This is a genomic window from Mesorhizobium sp. B2-2-4, from assembly GCF_006442375.1.
Lineage (GTDB): Bacteria > Pseudomonadota > Alphaproteobacteria > Rhizobiales > Rhizobiaceae > Mesorhizobium.
The window spans coordinates 73,061-91,917 of the sequence record NZ_VFWB01000003.1 but is presented as its reverse complement, the minus strand read 5'-3'; the positions used below and the strand labels follow the sequence as shown (position 1 = coordinate 91,917).

At 63.2% G+C, this 18,857-nt stretch carries 18 protein-coding genes and 1 riboswitch; of the genes, 11 read left to right on the top strand and 7 right to left on the bottom strand.

Annotation, left to right across the window (positions count from 1 at the left end; translation table 11 throughout):
• The first annotated feature begins 8 nt into the window (after positions 1-8).
• From FJ959_RS08615 to FJ959_RS08605, 3 genes are all read left to right on the top strand, one after another.
• On the top strand, positions 9-1,274 hold the full coding sequence (locus FJ959_RS08615) for an ATP-binding protein (protein WP_140523956.1): 1,266 nt from the start codon (positions 9-11) through the stop codon (positions 1,272-1,274).
• 112 nt (positions 1,275-1,386) lie between these two features.
• The gene (phoU, locus tag FJ959_RS08610) at positions 1,387-2,112 is read left to right on the top strand and encodes a phosphate signaling complex protein PhoU (protein ID WP_140513249.1); all 726 of its coding nucleotides are present in this window, start codon (positions 1,387-1,389) and stop codon (positions 2,110-2,112) included.
• A 96-nt stretch (positions 2,113-2,208) separates the two neighbouring features.
• Positions 2,209-3,216 (top strand): magnesium and cobalt transport protein CorA, encoded by a 1,008-nt coding sequence (locus FJ959_RS08605; RefSeq protein WP_140629542.1) that lies wholly within the window; start codon positions 2,209-2,211, stop codon positions 3,214-3,216.
• A gap of 103 nt (positions 3,217-3,319) precedes the next feature.
• Here the strand turns inward: FJ959_RS08605 and FJ959_RS08600 are convergent, their stop codons facing one another.
• Complete coding sequence (locus FJ959_RS08600) at positions 3,320-3,838, bottom strand: GcrA family cell cycle regulator (RefSeq protein WP_140496642.1); 519 nt, start codon at positions 3,836-3,838, stop codon at positions 3,320-3,322.
• Positions 3,839-4,193: 355 nt separating this feature from the next.
• On the opposite strand from FJ959_RS08600, the gene FJ959_RS08595 reads away from it, so the two are divergent.
• From FJ959_RS08595 to FJ959_RS08585, 3 genes are all read left to right on the top strand, one after another.
• Positions 4,194-5,393, top strand: a complete 1,200-nt coding sequence (locus FJ959_RS08595; RefSeq protein ID WP_140523959.1) for an aspartate aminotransferase family protein — start codon at positions 4,194-4,196, stop codon at positions 5,391-5,393.
• Between the two features lie 15 nt (positions 5,394-5,408).
• The gene (argF, locus tag FJ959_RS08590; RefSeq protein ID WP_140629539.1) at positions 5,409-6,320 is read left to right on the top strand and encodes an ornithine carbamoyltransferase; all 912 of its coding nucleotides are present in this window, start codon (positions 5,409-5,411) and stop codon (positions 6,318-6,320) included.
• 123 nt (positions 6,321-6,443) lie between these two features.
• Positions 6,444-7,475 (top strand): Hsp33 family molecular chaperone, encoded by a 1,032-nt coding sequence (locus FJ959_RS08585; protein WP_140513251.1) that lies wholly within the window; start codon positions 6,444-6,446, stop codon positions 7,473-7,475.
• Positions 7,476-7,612: 137 nt separating this feature from the next.
• On the opposite strand, the gene apaG is transcribed toward FJ959_RS08585, so the two are convergent.
• A complete protein-coding gene (gene apaG, locus FJ959_RS08580; protein ID WP_140496634.1) occupies positions 7,613-8,005 on the bottom strand; it encodes a Co2+/Mg2+ efflux protein ApaG in 393 nt (130 codons plus the stop codon).
• A 231-nt stretch (positions 8,006-8,236) separates the two neighbouring features.
• On the opposite strand from apaG, the gene FJ959_RS08575 reads away from it, so the two are divergent.
• The 3 genes from FJ959_RS08575 to FJ959_RS08565 all read left to right on the top strand — a co-directional run bounded on the left by FJ959_RS08575 (position 8,237) and on the right by FJ959_RS08565 (position 10,075).
• Positions 8,237-9,388: a ceramide glucosyltransferase gene (locus FJ959_RS08575; RefSeq protein ID WP_140560867.1), complete on the top strand. Its 1,152-nt coding sequence runs from the start codon at positions 8,237-8,239 to the stop codon at positions 9,386-9,388.
• Positions 9,389-9,495: 107 nt separating this feature from the next.
• Positions 9,496-9,765, top strand: a complete 270-nt coding sequence (locus FJ959_RS08570) for a BrnT family toxin (protein ID WP_140624803.1) — start codon at positions 9,496-9,498, stop codon at positions 9,763-9,765.
• Positions 9,749-10,075: a BrnA antitoxin family protein gene (locus tag FJ959_RS08565; protein ID WP_140496628.1), complete on the top strand. Its 327-nt coding sequence runs from the start codon at positions 9,749-9,751 to the stop codon at positions 10,073-10,075. Before FJ959_RS08570 ends, FJ959_RS08565 begins: the two co-directional genes overlap by 17 nt.
• Before the next feature lie 21 nt (positions 10,076-10,096).
• Here FJ959_RS08565 and FJ959_RS08560 read toward each other — a convergent pair whose 3' ends face one another.
• Complete coding sequence (locus FJ959_RS08560; protein WP_140629537.1) at positions 10,097-11,284, bottom strand: O-succinylhomoserine sulfhydrylase; 1,188 nt, start codon at positions 11,282-11,284, stop codon at positions 10,097-10,099.
• Between the two features lie 57 nt (positions 11,285-11,341).
• Positions 11,342-11,419, bottom strand: a riboswitch (SAM riboswitch).
• A 77-nt stretch (positions 11,420-11,496) separates the two neighbouring features.
• On the opposite strand from FJ959_RS08560, the gene FJ959_RS08555 reads away from it, so the two are divergent.
• Both FJ959_RS08555 and FJ959_RS08550 read left to right on the top strand, forming a co-directional pair.
• A complete protein-coding gene (locus tag FJ959_RS08555) occupies positions 11,497-12,591 on the top strand; it encodes a 2'-deoxycytidine 5'-triphosphate deaminase (RefSeq protein WP_140496624.1) in 1,095 nt (364 codons plus the stop codon).
• A 98-nt stretch (positions 12,592-12,689) separates the two neighbouring features.
• On the top strand, positions 12,690-13,463 hold the full coding sequence (locus tag FJ959_RS08550; RefSeq protein WP_140496622.1) for an ABC transporter substrate-binding protein: 774 nt from the start codon (positions 12,690-12,692) through the stop codon (positions 13,461-13,463).
• Between the two features lie 48 nt (positions 13,464-13,511).
• On the opposite strand, the gene araD1 is transcribed toward FJ959_RS08550, so the two are convergent.
• The 4 genes from araD1 to chvE form a co-directional block, all read right to left on the bottom strand.
• Positions 13,512-14,504, bottom strand: coding sequence for an AraD1 family protein (gene araD1, locus FJ959_RS08545; RefSeq protein ID WP_140496620.1), 993 nt, complete (start codon positions 14,502-14,504; stop codon positions 13,512-13,514).
• A gap of 201 nt (positions 14,505-14,705) precedes the next feature.
• Positions 14,706-15,998, bottom strand: a complete 1,293-nt coding sequence (mmsB, locus tag FJ959_RS08540; protein WP_140496616.1) for a multiple monosaccharide ABC transporter permease — start codon at positions 15,996-15,998, stop codon at positions 14,706-14,708.
• A complete protein-coding gene (gene mmsA / locus FJ959_RS08535; protein WP_140496613.1) occupies positions 15,995-17,527 on the bottom strand; it encodes a multiple monosaccharide ABC transporter ATP-binding protein in 1,533 nt (510 codons plus the stop codon). Before mmsA ends, mmsB begins: the two co-directional genes overlap by 4 nt.
• Before the next feature lie 98 nt (positions 17,528-17,625).
• Positions 17,626-18,696: a multiple monosaccharide ABC transporter substrate-binding protein gene (gene chvE / locus FJ959_RS08530; protein WP_140496611.1), complete on the bottom strand. Its 1,071-nt coding sequence runs from the start codon at positions 18,694-18,696 to the stop codon at positions 17,626-17,628.
• Between the last annotated feature and the right edge of the window lie 161 nt (positions 18,697-18,857).

Here is an 18,857-nt window from a genome sequence, read left to right as displayed (position 1 = left end):
AGGCGCGAATGGCGGACCAGGGCGCAGACGAGAAGGGTATGGCGCAAGCGCTTGCCGCGCGGCTGTGGAACAGCCGATGGTTGCTGGTCGCCGGTCTTGTCGCGGTCATGGCGGTTTATGCCTTTGCGGGCATTTCCGCCTATGTGCTGCTGCCGGCGCTGGCTTTGCTGCTGGTGGCGGCGATGATACCGGCTGGAGCCACGCGCCAGCCCGGCGAAAGCGGCGCGGCGATCGAGGCCATCGGCCTGCAACGCCTGTCCGGCGAATATCTGGCGGCGGCCGTCGCCGACCCCTTGATCATCTTCGACCATGCCGCGGCGATCGTTCATGCCAACGCCGCCGCCTTCGCCGCGTTTGGCGGCATCGCGCCTGGCGTATCGTTGTCGCTGAAATTCCGTGCGCCCGAAATGCAGGCTCTTCTGGACGGCGTGCTGTCGGGCGAGGTCGCGTCGGATGTCATCGACTACACCGAGAGGCTGCCGGTCGAGCGGACTTACCGGGTCAGCGCCTCCTCGGTCGGTCACGGCACCGATCTCTACGTGATGGTGTTCAAGGACCAGAGCGAAGCGCGCCGCATCGACCGCATGCGCGCAGATTTCATCGCCAATGCCAGCCACGAATTGCGCACGCCGCTCGCCTCGATATCGGGTTTCATCGAAACGCTGCGCGGACCGGCCCGCAATGACCCGGCGGCGCGCGAGCAGTTCCTGCAGATCATGCAGAACCAGACCGGCCGCATGGCACGCCTGATCGATGACCTTTTGTCGCTGTCGCGGCTGGAGATGAAGCCCTATCTGCGGCCGGGGACCGAGGTCGATCTGCGCCAGACCGTCGACAGCGTCATCGATTCGCTGGCCCCGCTGGCGCGGGAAAACGGCGTCGTCATCGAGCGGGATTTCGCCGACGGCCCTCTCGACGTGCCGGGCGACCGCGACGAACTGTTCCAGGTCTTCGAGAACCTTCTGGAAAACGCCTGCAAATATGGGCAGTCGGGCGGCCGCGTGGTGGTGTCGATCGAGCGCGGCGACGCCGAGGGCGAAGCGGGCATCGACGTGACGATCAGGGATTTTGGCCCCGGCATTCCCGAGGAGCACATTCCGCGCATCACGGAGCGCTTCTATCGCGTCGACGTCGAGAGCAGTCGAACCCAGAAGGGTACAGGCCTTGGCCTGTCGATCGTCAAGCATATCCTGACGCGCCACAACGCCAGGCTCTCGATCAAGTCCGAAGTCGGCAAGGGCGCCGCCTTCTCGGTTCATTTGCCGGCGGCCTGAGCCGCCCTAGTTTCCAAGCTGCCATTTCTTTTTTCTGTCATCCGGTTAGCGTATCAGCGGGGATTCGAGGAAACGACTCAAAATCAGATCATCCGTGGGAAGGCATCCGGTCATGCAGTCCGTGCACATAGTCAGCGCCTATGACGAGGAGCTGAAAGATCTGTCGAAGCGCATCGCCGCCATGGGCGGACATGCCGAACGCATGGTCGAACAGGCGATCTCCGCCCTGGTCAATGCCGATCCCGGCCTTGCCCAGAAGGTGATCCGCGACGACGCCGTCCTCGACGAAGGCCAGCGCGAAATCGACGACAGGGCAATCATCATCATCGCCCGGCGCCAGCCGATGGCGACGGACTTGCGCGAGATCGTCGGCGCGATCCGCATCTCGGCCGATCTCGAGCGGGTCGGCGATCTCGGCAAGAATGTCGCCAAGCGTGTGGTGGCGGTTGCCGACGGGCGCCAGCCGACCAGCCTGTTCCGCGGCCTCGAAGCCCTGGCCGACCTGGCGTTGACCCAACTCAAGGAAGTGCTCGACGTCTACGCCTCGCGCTCGGTCGAAAGGATCGGCTTCGTACGTGACCGCGACGACCAGATCGACGCCATGTACACGTCGCTGTTTCGCGAATTGCTGACCTACATGATGGAAGATCCGCGCAACATCACGCCTTGCACGCATCTGCTGTTCTGCGCCAAGAACATCGAACGCATCGGTGACCATGCCACCAACATTGCCGAGACGATCTACTATATCGTCACCGGCGACCAGATGCCGAGCGAGCGGCCGAAGGGCGACAAGACGGACAAGATCGGCCTTTCCGCAACGCAGCCGGTCAAGTGAACGCACTTTTTCTCGAACGCTTGGTCGTATTGCGCTAGACTATCCCTGAGGCAAGCCTGCTGGTTCCCAGCAAAGGCAGTGCTTCGGGAGGCTGCGATGGAATATGTCCGGGATTTCAAGCCCGCGCCGCCGACATCGGCCGTCATCGCCTCCAGCGTCTACACAGCCGGGCGCCGCATCGCCGACATCCCGATCGAGGAAGCCGGCACATGGGCAAGGAAAGCGGGGCACGTGGTGTGGATCGGGCTGCTTGAACCCGACCGCGAGCTTCTGCTGCGCGTGCAGGCGCAATTTCATCTGCATGAGCTCGCAATCGAGGATGCCGAGCATCCGCACCAGCGGCCGAAGATCGAGCAGTATGGCGATGCGCTGTTCATCGTCGCCCGCACCGCGCAGCTGATCGAGGGCCGCGTCACCTTCGGCGAGACGCATCTGTTCGTGGGCAGCGGCTACATCGTCAGCGTCAGGCACGGCCCTTCGACATCCTATGCTGTGGTGCGCCAGCACTGGGAAAGCTGCCCGCATTCACTGGCCAAGGGCGAGGATTTCGTCCTCTATGCCATTCTCGATTTCATCGTCGACAACTACATGCCGGTGCTCGAGCAGATCGAGGATGAGGTCGAGGCGATCGAGGACCGGGTCCTGCTGAAGCCGATGACCGGCCCCGATATCGAACGCCTTTATATGCTGCGCCGCGATCTGTTGCGGCTGCGCAATGCCGCACTGCCGCTAGTGGAGGTCTGCCGGCGGCTGACCAGCGCCGACCTGCCGCAGATCCATTCAGCCATGCACCCGCTGTTTCGCGACGTGACCGACCATATCCGCACCGTCCAGGAAAAGATCGACAGCTTGCGCGAAGTGCTGGCCTTTGCCTTCGAGGCGAGCCTGCTGGTGGGCCAGAGCCAGGAAACGGCGATCTCCAAAAAGCTCGCCTCATGGGCGGCAATCCTGGCTGTGCCGACAGCCTTCGCGGGAATATACGGCATGAATTTCAGCGACATGCCGGAACTGAAAATGGAATACGGCTACCCGATGGTGCTGCTGGCGATTGCGCTGATCTGCTGCTTTCTCTACTGGCGGTTTCGCAAGAATGGATGGCTGTGAGAGTAGGGCAGTAGGGCAGTAGGGCAGTAGGGCAGTAGGGCAGTAGGTTTAGAGAACGCTCGGGAGCGCAAATTCAAAACAGACTGCCCTACTGCCTTAGTCCTTATCTATTCCGCCGCCGCTCCGCTGCCGGCTGGAACGCCACGCGGGCATGGTATTTACAATAGGGGCCGGTTTCGGCGGCTTCGTTGCCGCAGAAATTGAAGTCCTCCGACAGCGGATCGCCGTTCGGCCATTTGCAGGTGCGCTCGGTGAGCTCGGTGAGCTGGAGATGCCGCGAGATCGGCACCACCACATTTTCGACCGGCCGGATATAATGGCGGGCCACCGGCTCGGCATCGAACTGCGCCTGCAACGCCGTTGCTCCGATCGACGTCGTGACGTGGCGGGTCGCACTCGCGGGGCGCGACACCGATTTCTGCGCGCCCGACCCTTGCGCCGTCTTCTTCTGGCGTGCCGGCGCTGCCGTGGCGCGCCCGCGGCCCGACAATTTCAGCCGGTGCACCTTGCCGATGACGGCATTGCGGCTGACCCCTCCAAGCTGGGCAGCAATCTGGCTTGCGCTCAGACCCTCCGACCACAGTTTTCTCAAGAGTTCGACCCGCTCGTCAGTCCAATTCATGACCGCGCTCCTGCTAAGCGTACGGCAATCGGAATCCATTCCCGGCCCAGCACCACTGCTGGGGCAGACACCACATATATCTGGTGATTAGGTCCGCCGCACGAAATCTAGTTATTTCCCGACTACAACTACCTTATGCGCTGACTCGGTGACAAGAGTCCGAAGTGCAACACGAATCGGTTTTTTCGGTTTTCCCCAACTTGCCAGCTCACTTATGAGCCGGCGTCCCGTCGGGAGGCTTGCCGCGCGCCACTACGCGACGTTTTCGTTGACTTCATGGCTGAAAAACCCGATAAGCCGCAAAGGCCGCCGCTTTGGCGGCTTTTTTGATTTTCCGGTTCCGGAGACGCATATAATGAGCGGTTCGGCGCTTTTCGAGACCTTTGCTCGCGCACCCCTGGCCTTCGACCATGGGGAAGGCACCTGGCTGGTTACCGACAAGGGCGAGCGATATCTCGATTTTGCCGGCGGCATAGCCGTCAATTCGCTGGGCCACGGCCATCCGCATCTGGTTGCGGCGCTCACCGAGCAGGCTGCCAAACTCTGGCACGTCTCCAATCTCTACGAGATCCCGGGGCAGAGCCGGCTCGGCGAGCGGCTGGCTGACGCGACCTTCGCCGACAAGGTGTTCTTCACCAATTCTGGCGCCGAGGCGCTGGAATGCGCGATCAAGACGGCGCGGCGCTACCATTTCGTCAAGGGGCATCCCGAGCGCTTCCGCGTCATCACTTTCGAAGGCGCCTTCCATGGCCGCACGCTGGCGACCATCGCGGCCGGCGGCCAGTACAAATATCTCGAAGGTTTCGGCCCCAAGGTCGAGGGGTTCGACCAGGTCGGCTTCGACGATATCGACGCCGCCGAAAAGGCGATCACGCCGGAGACCGCGGCGATCCTGATCGAACCGGTGCAGGGCGAGGGCGGTATCCGCCCGGTGCCGACACAATCGCTGAAGCGGCTGCGGCAGCTCTGCGACCAGCACGGCCTGCTGTTGATCTACGATGAGGTCCAGTGCGGCATCGGCCGCACCGGCAAGCTGTTCGCGCATGAATGGTCGGGGGTCGCTCCAGACATCATGGCCATCGCCAAAGGCATTGGCGGTGGCTTCCCGATGGGCGCCTGCCTTGCCACCGACGAGGCGGCTGTCGGCATGACCGCGGGCGTCCACGGCACTACGTTCGGCGGCAACCCGCTGGCCATGGCGGTCGGCAATGCCGTGCTCGACGTGGTGCTGGAGGAGGGCTTCCTGGCGGATGTGCAGCGCAAGGCGCTGTTGTTGAAGCAAGGGCTGGCAGGGGTGGCCGACGAATTCCCCGAGGTCATCGAGGACATCAGGGGCACGGGGCTGATGCTGGGCCTCAAATGCGCCATGCCCAACGGCAAGGTGAACATGGCGCTGCGCGACCAGCATCTGCTCGCGGTTCCGGCCGGCGACAACGTCATTCGCCTGCTGCCGCCGCTCACCGTCACGGACAGCGAGATCCATGAAGCGCTGGAGCGCATTCGCGCCGGCGCCAAGGCCCTGTCCGAGGCCATCGCCGCTGAAGCCGCGAAGTAAATTCGAAAGCTCCTGATGTCACTTCGTCATTTCACCGACCTCTCCGCCGTTTCCGAAGGCGACCTGCGCTCCATGCTGACCGACGCAGTGGAGCGCAAGGCGCGCCTCAAGGCGGGCGAGCGCTCGAAACCGCTCGAAGGCAAGGTGCTGGCGATGATCTTCGACAAGCCGTCGACGCGCACGCGCGTCTCCTTCGATGTCGGCATGCGTCAGCTTGGCGGCGAGACCATCATGCTGACCGGCACCGAGATGCAGCTCGGCCGCTCCGAGACCATCGCCGACACCGCCAAGGTTCTGTCGCGCTATGTCGATGCCATCATGATCCGCACCACGTCGCATGAGCGGCTGCTGGAGCTGACCGAGAATGCGACCATCCCGGTGATCAACGGGCTCACCGACGATACCCATCCTTGCCAGCTGATGGCCGACATCATGACCTTCGAGGAGCATCGCGGTCCGGTCGCCGGCAAGACCATCGCCTGGACCGGCGACGGCAACAACGTGCTGCATTCGCTGCTGGAAGCCTCGGCGCGGTTCCGCTTCAACCTCAACGTCGCCGTGCCCGAAGGCAGCGAGCCGGCGCAGAAGCATGTCGACTGGTCAAAGGCGCATGGCGGCAAGCTCTCCTTTACCCGCTCGCCAGAGGAAGCCGTCGACCAGGCCGACTGCATCGTCACCGACTGCTGGGTGTCGACGGGCCAGGAGCACCGCGCCCGCGGCCACAACGTGTTTTCGCCCTACCAGGTCAACGCCAAGCTGATGGCCAAGGCAAAGCCCGACGCGCTGTTCATGCATTGCCTGCCGGCGCATCGCGGCGAGGAAGTGACGGACGAGGTCATCGACGGTCCGCATTCGGTGGTCTTCGACGAGGCCGAGAACCGGCTCCACGCCCAGAAGGCCGTGCTGGCCTGGTGTCTTGGGGCCTGAAGTGGACTTGAAGTGTCTTGGCGCTTGACGTGCCGGGGAACTTGATCTCCGGAGGCGCGATGCCTATCTGCGCGGCATCACGCAAATCAAGCGCGTTTAGACGCATGCTCCCCAAAGGGCGGCATGGCCGCGCCCTGGAGCTTTGTCATGCTGGAAACCCATCAAGTGGCTGAACATCACCCCAAACTCGGCGAATTCGGTTACGCCGGCGATGATCACGTCGTGCCTTTCGAGGTCGGCCCGCTCGATGTGCGCGGCCGCACCGTGCAGCTCGGGCCGATGCTCGATGCGATCCTTGGCCGCCATGATTATCCCGAGCCGGTCGCCCGGTTGCTGGCGGAAGCCTGTGTGCTGACGGTGCTGCTAGGCACCTCGCTCAAGTTCGAGGGCAAGTTCATCCTGCAGACCCGCACCGACGGCCCTGTCGACATGCTGGTCGCGGATTTTTCCACGCCCTCGGCGCTGCGCGCCTATGCGCGCTTCGATGCCGACCGGCTGGAGGCGCTGATTGCGGCCGGCGAGACCTCGCAGCAAACGCTGCTCGGCAATGGTGTGCTGGCGCTGACCATCGACCAAGGTGCTCACACGCAGCGCTACCAGGGCATCGTCCAACTCGACGGCGAGACCCTGGAAGAGGCCGCGCGCACCTATTTCCGCCAGTCGGAGCAGATCCCGACCGATCTCCGGCTTTCGGTCGCCAAGCTTTTGACGCCCGGCCCCGGCGGCGCGCGCGAGCAGTGGCGGGCGGGCGGCATCCTGGCGCAATTCCTGCCGCAGGCCTCCGAGCGCATGCGCGTTCCTGACCTGCCCGGTGGGGATGGCGATCCGCGCGAGGAGATCCACGATCCCACAGACAATTCCTGGCAGGAATTGCTGGCGCTGCTCGGCACCATCGAGCCGACCGAACTGATCGATCCGACCATCGGCGCAGAGCGGCTGCTCTATCGTCTGTTCCACGAGCATGGCGTGCGCGTCTTCGGCGGCGTTCCCGTCGCCGATCAGTGCTCATGCTCCCGCGACAAGATCCGCGGCATCCTCGAGGGCTTCTCCGCGCAGGAGATCAAGGACAGCACCGAGGACGGTGGGATCCACGTCGCCTGCGAGTTCTGCTCGACGCAATATGACTTCGACCCGGCGGAATTTACGACGCAGTAGGGTTCCACCTTCTCCCCGTTCTACGGGGAGAAGGTGCCCGAAGGGCGGATGAGGGGCGGCGCTGCCCCTCATTCCTGCCGGACATTTCTCGCCGTATAGTGACGGGGAGAACGACGCTGTCGCCGATTTCGCCTCGTCTAATTCACCGTCCGCCTTGTCCCCGGCAGGTCGAGTGAGAAGGCGGGGATGGCGATGTCGAATGTCTCGCCCCGCTCGTTGCGCATGGTGTAGTGACCGACCATGATCCCCGACGGGGTCGAGAGCGGACAGCCCGACGTGTATTGATAGCTGTCGCCGGGATTGAGTTCGGGCTGATCGCCGACCACGCCGGCACCTCGCACTTCCTCGACCCGGCCGGCGCCGTCGGTTATGTGCCAATAGCGCGACAACAGCTGCACGAATTCGTCGGACTGGTTGTCGATCGTTATCTGGTAGCCCCAGACATAGCGGTTTTCCGAAGGATCCGAGCGGTCCTCGAGATAGAACGGCCTGACCTGCACTTCGATGTTGCGCGTGACGGCGCGGTACATGAGCGGCTCCAAAACAAATCCGGTGTGGAACATTCGGCGCTCTTTGCGGTTCGATCAACCGTGCGCGTCCGAGTTGCTGTCCCTGAAGGGCAGGTGCCGACAAACAATGTCATTTGAGTGACACATGACAATGATGGTGTGCACCAGCAATGCCGGGCGACTCGGGCGCTCTGTCGAACTGTCGAAAACGGCCGCCAAGCGGGCCGGGTTTTCTGGAGTGACCGGATATCGATGGAACTCGCTCTCATAACCGGCTCGCTTTCGATCGCTCTCATCGCCTCAAATCTCGCCAGCATCCTGCTCGCCTGCTCGCGCCTGAAACGGCGCGCCGCCATCGCGCCGCCGGCCGGCAAGCCGCTGCCTGTCTCGATCGTCATCCCGGCGCGCGGCGTCGAGCCGTTTACCCATGAGACGCTTGAGCGCGCTTTCTCGCTCGACTGGCCGCGCTACGAACTGATCTTCTGTGTCGCCCATGCCGACGACCCCGCGGTCAAGCCGATCCGCGCCGCGATTGCCCGCTTTCCAGCCGTGCCGGCCCGCCTGCTCACCGGCGACGACCGCGTCAGCGCCAACCCGAAACTGAACAACTGCGTCAAGGGCTGGGAGGCAGCGCGCCACGACTGGGTCATTCTCGCCGATTCCAACGTGCTGATGCCGAAAGACTACGTCCAGCACCTGATGGCGGCATGGCGGCGGGACACCGGCCTGGTTTGCTCGACGCCGATCGGTTCGCGGCCCGACGGCTTCTGGGCAGAAGTCGAATGCGCTTTCCTCAACACGCTGCAGGCGCGCTGGCAATATGCCGGCGAGGCGCTTGGCCTCGGCTTTGCCCAGGGCAAGAGCATGTTGTGGAACAAGCAGATGCTCGACGCCAATGGCGGCATCCGTGCGCTCGCCGCCGAGATCGCGGAGGATGCCGCGTCGACCAAACTGGTCAACAGGCTCGGCCTGCGCGTCAATCTCGTCGCTTCGCCCTTCGAGCAGCCGCTCGGGCAGCGCATGCCGGGCGAGATCTGGTCGCGCCAGGCCCGCTGGGCGCGCCTGCGCCGCGTCACCTTTCCGCTGTTCTTCGCACCCGAGATCCTGACCGGCGTGGCGGCTCCGCTCGTGCTGGCATTGATCGCCGCGGCCAGCGCCGGCGTCAGCCTGCCCATGACAGCGCTTTGCGTGCTGGCGCTCGCCTACCTGCCGGAATGCATGCTCGCCTCGGCAAAGGGCTGGTATCTGTCGCCGCGCATCGTCACCGCGATGATCGCACGCGACCTGATTTTGCCCGCGATCTGGATGCGCGGTTGGCTGGGCGGGGCCGTCGACTGGCGCGGCAACGCCATGACCATCGGCACCCAGGCGGCCGAGCTCGAAGAGACGCCCTCCCGCGCTTGATGTCGGCAGTTCAGCTTGATGTCGAGGAAGGTTATCGTATATACAAAAATTGTTGAACTAGGCTCTATTTTTGTGTATACAATAACCTATGGAGCGCCCCGACGGCGATGCTGTTCGAGTGGGATGAAAACAAGGCAAAGACAAACAGGGCCAAGCATGGCGTGGATTTCGCGATCGCTCCGTCCTTCGATTTCGCCAATGCCGTTATCCGGCTCGATGACAGCGAGGATTTAGGCGAGGATCGTCTTGTTGCCATCGGTCTGATCGAGGCTGGCGTTTATGTGATGGTCTATGTCGAGCGAAGCCATGCGATCCGCGTAATTTCGCTACGCAAGGCAACGAGACAGGAGATTACGGACTATGTCGAAAACCTCTAAGACGATCGTGCGCCGCGAGGCTACTCCCCCAAAGCAGTCGCGCGCTGATGCTTTGGGGCTCGCCAGAAAGGCGCTTGGCGCGAGGACCGACGAGGAAGATGCTGCGATCACTGCCGCCGCCGAGGCCGATCCGGATGCGCAGCCGACCGATGCCGCTTCGCGCCGCAAAGTTGGCCGACCGCCGCTTGCGCGACCCAAACGTGCGGTACAGTTGCGCCTCGACGCCGATGTTGTCGACCGTTTCAGGGCCGGTGGTGATGGCTGGCAGACGCGCATGAACGAAGCGTTGCGCAAAGCGGCAGGCCTGTAGTCCTCGGTCTGCCACCAGTCCTCATCGGGCCTTCAACGCCTGCGCGATGTCGTCCAGCAAATCGTCGGTATCTTCCAGCCCGACCGACAGCCTGAGCGTGCCGGGTCCGATGCCGAGCTCGGCGCGCGCTTCGTCGCTGAGGTTCTTGTGCGTTGTCGTCGCCGGATGGGTGATCAGGCTTTTGGCGTCGCCGAGATTGTTCGAGATCAGGACGATGTCGAGCGCGTTCTGCAAGGCGAAGGCACCCTGCTTGCCGCCCTTGACGTCAAAGCAGATCAGGGTGGAGCCGCCCGACATCTGCTTCTTCACGATATCGGCCTGCGGATGGTCGGCGCGGCCGGGATAGATGACGCGGGCGATCTCCGGCTGCTCGGCCAGGAAATCGGCGATCTTGCCGGCGCTCTCCGTCTGCTGGTGCACGCGCAGCGGCAGCGTTTCCAGGCCCTTCAGCAGCGTCCAGGCATTGAACGGCGACAGGCTGGGGCCCGTATGGCGGAAATAATCCTGCAGGTTCTCGTCGATCCACTTCTTGTCCGACAGGATGACGCCGCCGAGACAGCGGCCCTGGCCATCGATGTGCTTGGTCGCAGAGTAGACCACGATATGCGCACCGAGCTGCAACGGCTTCTGCTGGAGCGGCGTGGCGAAGACATTGTCCACAACCAGCCGCGCGCCGATCGAATTGGCAAGCGAAGCGACGGCGGCGATGTCCACCACCTCAAGCGTCGGGTTGGTCGGGCTTTCCAGGAAAAACAGCTTGGTGTTGGGCCGAACCGCCTTTTCCCAATTGGCGATGTCGGTGCCGTCGACCAGCGTCGCCTCGATGCCGTAGCGCGGCGCCAGCGTCTCGACCACCCAGCGGCAGGAGCCGAACAGGGCGCGCGCCGCAACGATATGATCGCCGGCCTTGACGCTGCACAGGAGGGCTGCCGTCACCGCCGCCATGCCGGACGCGGTGGCGCGCGCGTCCTCGGCGCCTTCGAGCGCGCACATGCGCTTCTCGAACATGTCGACGGTCGGATTGGCGTAGCGCGAATAGATGAAGCCCGGTTCCTCGCCCTTGAAGCGGGCTTCGGCGGCTTGGGCCGTCTCATAGACATAGCCTTGGGTCAGGTATATCGCCTCGGAAGTCTCGCCGAAGCCGGAACGCAGGGTTCCGCCATGCACGAGTGCGGTCTGAGGCTTCCAGTTGCGCGTCTTGCTCGTCATCGTCCTATCCAAACACAAAAAAACCGGCCGCGAAAAAGTCGCAACCGGTCCATGCGGCCTTGCGGCCCGACGGTCCTTTAGCGACTTGTTTAACGTGGCTGCAAGCCGACCGGCCAAATCACCACGGGATAACGACCCTTTAGACCCGCGCCACGCTTGCGTCAATTGCCGGCTTCATTAAGAGATTTGTACCAGCAGAGCGGAGCCAGACTTTGCGGCAGACAGGAATTCTTCCCGATCAGGACATTGCGGCGCTGTTCCAGTCCGGCGCGCTGAAGTCGTCGCGTGCGCTCGACGCCGACCAGATCCAGCCGGCCAGCCTTGATCTGAGGCTCGGCGACAAGGCGTGGCGGGTGCGCGCGTCCTTCCTGCCGGGTCCCAACCACAAGGTCAGTGAAAAACTCGACCGGCTGAAGCTGCACGAGATCAGCCTGGCCGACGGCGCCGTTCTGGAAACCGGCTGCGTCTACATCGTGCCCCTGCTCGAAAGCCTGGCGCTGCCGGCGGAAATTTCGGCGTCCGCCAATCCCAAGAGCTCGACCGGGCGGCTCGATATCTTCACCCGCGTGATGACCGATCGCGGCCACGAGTTCGACAAGATCGCCGCCGGCTATCATGGTCCGCTCTATCTCGAAGTCAGCCCACGCACCTTCCCGATCGTCGTGCGCGCCGGCTCGCGCCTTTCGCAGATACGCTTCCGCACCGGCAATGCGCTGCTCTCGGAAGCAGAGTTGCATCAATTGCACCGGGCCGAAATGCTGGTCGCCACCGAACCGCCGAACATCTCCGGCGGCGGCATCGCATTGTCGATCGATCTCAACGGCGACAGTGACGGGCTGGTCGGCTATCGCGGCAAACACCATACCGGCCTCGTCGATGTCGACAAACGCGCGGCGCAGGAGATCGTCGACTTCTGGGAGCCGATCCACAAGAGCGGCGCCGGCGAGCTGGTGCTCGATCCGGACGAGTTCTACATCCTCGTCAGCCAGGAAGCGGTGCATGTGCCGCCGCTCTACGCGGCCGAAATGACGCCCTTCGATCCGCTGGTGGGCGAGTTCCGTGTCCACTATGCCGGCTTCTTCGATCCGGGTTTCGGCCATTCGGCGGCCGGCGGCACCGGCAGCCGCGCCGTGCTCGAAGTGCGCAGCCATGAGGTGCCGTTCATCCTCGATCATGGCCAGATCGTCGGCCGGCTGGTCTACGAGCATATGCTGAAGCGGCCGCAGGCGCTTTACGGCACCGAGCTCGGCTCGAACTACCAGGCGCAGGGCCTGAAGCTGTCCAAGCACTTTCGCGCCGCGCCCTGAACGCTCATCACCGTCAGGCAAGATACTTGCCTGCGCCGGCTCGCCATGCTTGGCTGCCTCGCCGGCCGCCGACGTGGCGGCGCTCAAGGGGAATGAAAATGCAGATTTCGAAATGGATAATATCGGCGGCGGCCGCCGCCATGCTGACGCTTGGTGCCGGCGCCCTGTCGGCGCATGCGGCGGAGAAAATCAAGATCGGCACCGAGGGAGCCTATCCGCCGTTCAACACCATCACGCCCGACGGCAAGGTCGAGGGCTTCGACATCGACATCGCCAACGCCTTGTGCGCGCAGATGAAGGTCGAATGCGAGATCGTCACCCAGGACTGGGACGGCATTATCCCGGCGCTGCAGGCCAAGAAGTTCGACGCCATCATCGCTTCGATGAGCATCACCGAGGAGCGCAAGAAGCAGGTCGCGTTCACCCACAAATATTATACGACGCCGCTGTCGCTCGTCGCCCTGAAGGACAGCGACATCGCCTCGACCGAACCGGCGGCACTCACCGGCAAGACGGTCGGCGCCCAGGCGGCGACCACGCAGGCCAATTACGCCCAGGACGTCTATGGCAAGGCCGGCGCCGAAGCGAAGCTCTATCCGACCCAGGAAGAGGCAATCACCGATCTCCAGAACGGCCGCCTCGACGCCGTCCTTTCCGACAAGTTCGTGCTGATGGACTGGATGAAGAAGGCGAGCGACGGTTGCTGCAAGATGGTCGGTGACGTCAAGGGCACCGAGACCGAAGCCGGCATTGCCGTGCGTCTCGAGGATACGGCGCTGCGCGACAAGCTCAACGCAGCCATTGACGCCATCGTCGCCGACGGCACCTACAAGAAGATCCAGGACAAGTATTTCGACTTCGATATTTATTGAGATGGAAGCTGCCGATCTCCTCCCACCAGGGAGGAGATCACGCTCATCTCACAGCGCCTTCACCGCCACCTTCACCGGCTGTTCGATTTCGAGCGGATTGCGCAGCGGCAGGCCGAAATCGCCGGCCTCGATCTCGAACACGTCGCCGGCCTCGGTCTTGATGCCGTCGGCGAAGGACAGGGTCGCGGTGCCGAACATGTGCACATGCACGTCGCCCGGCTGGCGGAAAGCCGAATATTTGAAATGGTGGTGTTCGAGATTGGCGATGGTGTGCGACATGTTCGCTTCGCCCGACAGGAACGGCTTTTCCCACATCAACTTGCTGTCGCGCCAGATGCGTGAGGAGCCCCTGATGTCGGCGGGCAGGTCGCCGACCAGGATCTCCGGTCCGAAGGAAGCGTTGCGCAGCTTGGAATGGGCGAGAAAGAGGTAGTTCACGCGTTCGGTCACATGATCGGAAAATTCGTTGGACAGCGTGAAGCCGACCCGGAACGGCGCGCCGTCGTCGCCGATGACATAGATGCCGGCAACCTCGGGCTCCTCGCCGGCATCCTTGGCGAAGGCCGGCGACAGGAGCGCGGCACCCGGCGCCACGGCCATCGTGCCATTGCCCTTGTAGAACCATTCCGGCTGCACCCCGATCTGGCCTTTCGCGGGTTTGCCGCCTTCCAGCCCCATGCGGAACATCTTCATGGAATCGGTGAGCTGCTCCTCGCCGTCGGTGCTGAGCTTCTTGTGCATGGAATCGCGCGTCGCCGCCGAGCCGAGATGCGTTAGCCCCGTGCCGGTCAGATGCAGATGCGCCGGATCGGGATGATTGATCGGCGACAGCAGCCGCCCCTTCTTGTAGGCGGCGTCGAGATCGACGGTCTCGCCGAGCCCCTTGCGTTCGATCAACGCGGCAAGGCCGACGCCGGTACGAGCGGCTTCCATCGCCAGCGAATAGACGCTGCGTGCGCCGTTGATGATCCGGGTCTTGCCGCCTGTGCGGGCAACGACACGGATGGTCTCGGCGTCGTCGAGAATCTGCGAGATCAGCATGATCAGTCCTCTCTCATATGTCTTGGCATGGCTGCCTTCTGGCAAACCCTGACCTGCGCGGCTCGGACTGGCCGTGCCACGGGTTGAACTCTTCGTCCGGATTGCGCTCGCGAGCCCGGTCCCTGAAGGACTTCTTCAAGCCGGCGAATTGCCGGCAGCGCCGCGACCGTATGCCTCCTGCTTGCCTCGCCTGAAACCTGTTCAGGCCTTGTTCTTGTTGTAGACGTCGAAGATCACGGCGCCGAGCAGCACCAGGCCCTTGACCACTTGCTGCCAGTCGACATTGACGCCCATGATCGACATGCCGTTGTTCATCACGCCCATGATAAAGCCGCCGACCACCGCGCCGATGACCTGACCGACGCCGCCCATCGCCGAGGCGCCGCCGATGAACACCGCGGCGATGACGTCGAGCTCGCTGCCGAGGCCTGCCGCCGGCACGGCCTGGCCGAGACGCGCCGCGATGATCAGGCCGCCAAGCGCCGACAGCACGCCCATATTGACGAACACGTAAAGCGTCAGCCGCTCGGTCTTGATGCCCGACAGCTGCGCGGCCTTGGCATTGCCGCCCATCGCATAGATGCGGCGGCCGATCGTCATGCGCTTGGTGACGAAGACGAACAGTGAGATCAGCAAGCCCATGACGAGCAGCACCACCGGCAGGCCCCGATAGCTGGCGAACTGGTAGACCAGGAACAGCGCCAGCGCGCTGCCGACCAGCGTCTTGATGACGAACAGGGTAAAGGGCTCGGCCTCATAGCCGTGGCGTTCGCGTTTGCGTCGCGTCCGCAGCCCGAAATAGGCATAGGCCAGCACGGCGATCAGGCCCAGCACGATCGTCGTCATGTGCAGCGTCAGGCCGCTGCCCATAATCGTCTTGCCGGCTGCATTCACCGTTGGCGGGATCAGCGTCAGCGGTCCGATGACATCTGGAATGAAGCCGGAGCTGAGTGCCTTGAACTCGGGCGGCAGCGGCCCGACCGAAGATCCGCCGCCGAGCAGCGCCTGGCAGATGCCGCGGAAGATCAGCATGCCGGCCAGCGTCACGATGAAGCTCGGTATTCGATGGTAGGCGATCCAGTAGCCTTGCGCCGCGCCGATGAGGCCGCCCACGATCAGGCAGACGATGGAGACCACCAGCGGGTTGCTGAATATGCCGAGAGGCCAGATCACCATCATCATCGCCGCCAGCGCGCCGATGAAGCCGGCCACGGACCCCACGCTGAGGTCGATATGGCCCGATACGATGACCAGCAGCATGCCGAGCGCCATCACGATGATGAAGGAGTTCTGCTGCACCAGATTGCTCAGGTTCACCGGCTTGAACAGCGTTCCCGAGGTGGTGAACTGGAAGAACACCATGATGGCGATCAGCGCCAGGATCAGGCCGTATTCGCGCAGGTTCGTCGCCAGCGCCGATACGGCGATGCGTGGACGCTGCCCTACATCTTCGGCGACGTTGCTTTGCGGGGCGGGGGCGCTTTCCGTGCTCATGCTGCTTTTCCTTCTCCCCGAACGATGGCGCGCATTATTCTTTCTTGGCTTGCGTCCGCCGCGGGCATTTCGCCGACGATGCGGCCTTCGTTCATGACATAGATGCGGTCGGTGATGCCGAGCAGTTCTGGCATTTCCGACGAGATGACCACGATCGCCTTACCTTCGGCTGCAAGGCGCGCGATGATCGTATAGATTTCATATTTGGCGCCGACATCGATGCCGCGCGTCGGCTCGTCCAGGATCAGCACTTCCGGGTCGGCGAACAGCCATTTCGACAGCACCACCTTCTGCTGGTTGCCGCCGGAAAGATTGCCGGTCATCTGATAGACGCTGGAGGCGCGGATGTTGGTCTGCTTGCGATAGTCGTTGGCGACGGCAAGCTCGCGCAAATCGTCGATCACGCTGTGGCGCGACACGCCGCCGAGATTGGCCAGCGTAATGTTGTGCTTGATATGGTCGATGAGATTGAGGCCGTAGGTCTTGCGATCCTCGGTCACATAGGCAATGCCGTGTTCGACCGCCCTGCTCACAGAGGAGACGTCGATCGGCTTGCCCTTGAGCAGCACCTCGCCGGTGATGCGGCGCCCATAGGAGCGGCCGAACAGGCTCATGGCGAATTCGGTTCGCCCGGCGCCCATCAGCCCGGCAATGCCGACCACCTCGCCCTTGCGCACATTGATGTCGATGCCCTTGATCACCTGCCGCTCGGCATGGAGCGGGTGATAGACCGACCAGTTCTTCACCTCGAACACGACCTCGCCGATATCGGGCTCGCGCGGCGGATAGCGGTCGTCGAGCGAACGGCCGACCATCGAGGTGATGATGCGGTCTTCCGAGATGTCCTTCCTGGACAGCGTCTCGATGGTTCGTCCGTCGCGGATGACGGTCACCTTGTCGGCGACCCGGTTCACCTCGTTGAGCTTGTGCGAGATCAGGATCGAGGTCATGCCTTGTCGCTTGAATTCGAGCAGAAGGTCGAGCAGCGCCTGGCTGTCCTTTTCGCTGAGCGACGCCGTCGGCTCGTCGAGGATCAGGAGCTTGACCTCCTTGCTCAGCGCCTTGGCGATTTCGACCAGCTGCTGCTTGCCGACACCGATATTGGTGATCAGCGTCTTGGGGTCCTCCTTGAGGCCCACCTTCTTCAGCAGGGCGCTGGTGCGCGCCTCGTTGGCATTCCAGTCGATGACGCCGTATCGGGCGTGTTCGTTGCCGAGGAAGATGTTTTCGGCGATCGACAGCATCGGCACCAGCGCAAGCTCCTGGTGGATGATGACGATGCCCTTGCGTTCGCTGTCATGAATGCCTTTGAACTGGCATTCCTGGCCCTGAAAGATGATCTGGCCGTCATAGGTGCCGGAGGGATAGACGCCCGACAGCACCTTCATGAGCGTCGATTTGCCGGCGCCGTTCTCGCCGACCACGGCGTGGATCTCGCCTTCCTCGACCCGAAGGTTGACGTTCGACAGCGCCTTGACGCCGGGAAACGTCTTGGTGATGTCCTGCATCTCCAAAATCGTCGAGGCCATGGGTAAAGTGCTCCTGCGAGACCCGCAACAATACCGGGGTCGCTGGTGAACGAAAAGGGGCCCTGCGTTGCGCAGGACCCCTGGCTATGCAACCGAATTTACTTCAGTTCGTCGGCCTTGATGTAGCCGGAGTCGACGACCAGGGCCTGGTAGTTCGACTTGTCGACCTCATGCGGCGTCAGCAGGATCGAGGGAACGACCTTGACGTCGTTGTTGTAGGTCTTGGTGTCGAGGCCTTCCGGCTTGCCGCCCGAGAGCACCTTGTCGACGAGCTCGACGGTGGCCTTGGCCAGTTCGCGGGTGTCCTTGAACACGGTCGAGTACTGCTCGCCCGAGATGATCAGCTTGACCGAGGCGGTCTCGGCGTCCTGGCCGGTCACGATCGGCCACGGCTGGGCCTCCGTGCCGTAACCGACAGCGCGCAGCGAGGCGGTGATGCCGCGCGACAGGCCATCATAGGGCGACAGAACGCCATCGACGCGGCTGCCGTCCGAATAGTTGGCTGACAGCAGATTGTCCATGCGCGCCTGGGCGGTGGCGGCGAGCCAGCGCAGCGTGCCGACCTTGTCCATGCCGGTCTGGCCGGACTTGATCTTGATCGAACCGTCGTCGATCAGCGGCTGCAGGACGGAAATCGCGCCGTTGTAGAAGAAGAAGGCGTTGTTGTCGTCGGGTGAGCCGCCGAACAGTTCGACGTTCCACGGCTTGGTATTCGGGAAGCGCTCCTTGAGGCCCTTGACCAGCGAATTCGCCTGGATCACGCCGACGCCGAAATTGTCGAACGTGGTGTAGTAGTCGACATTGGGCGTCTTCTTGATCAGGCGGTCATAGGCGACGACGACGACGCCGGCATCAGCGGCCTTCTGCAGCGCATCCGACAGGGTGGTGCCGTCGATCGAGGCGATGATCAGCGCCTTCGGACCCTTGGTGATTTCGTTTTCCAGCTGGCTGAGCTGGTTGGGGATGTCGTCCTGCGCATATTGCAGGTCGACCGTATAGCCCAAAGCTTCGAGCTGGGACTTGACGGCATCGCCGTCGTTGATCCAGCGCTGCGAGGTCTTGGTGGGCATCAGCACGCCGACGAGACCCTTGTCGGCGGCGTGCGCCGAATAGGTCATGGCAGCGATGCCAAGGGCCGCGACGGCGGCCAGCGTCTTGATGATCTTCACAATTACTCTCCCTGGTTGATGGACGCGACACCTCGGGGCTTCGCGGGCCGCGCAGGCGAGCAGGAGCGCAAGCGCCGCTGTCGTCTATCGATCTCCGGTATCCTCCCAATCGGCCCTGGGACTGATTTCAATCGACACGATTTTCCTCGTCATCGACTGGC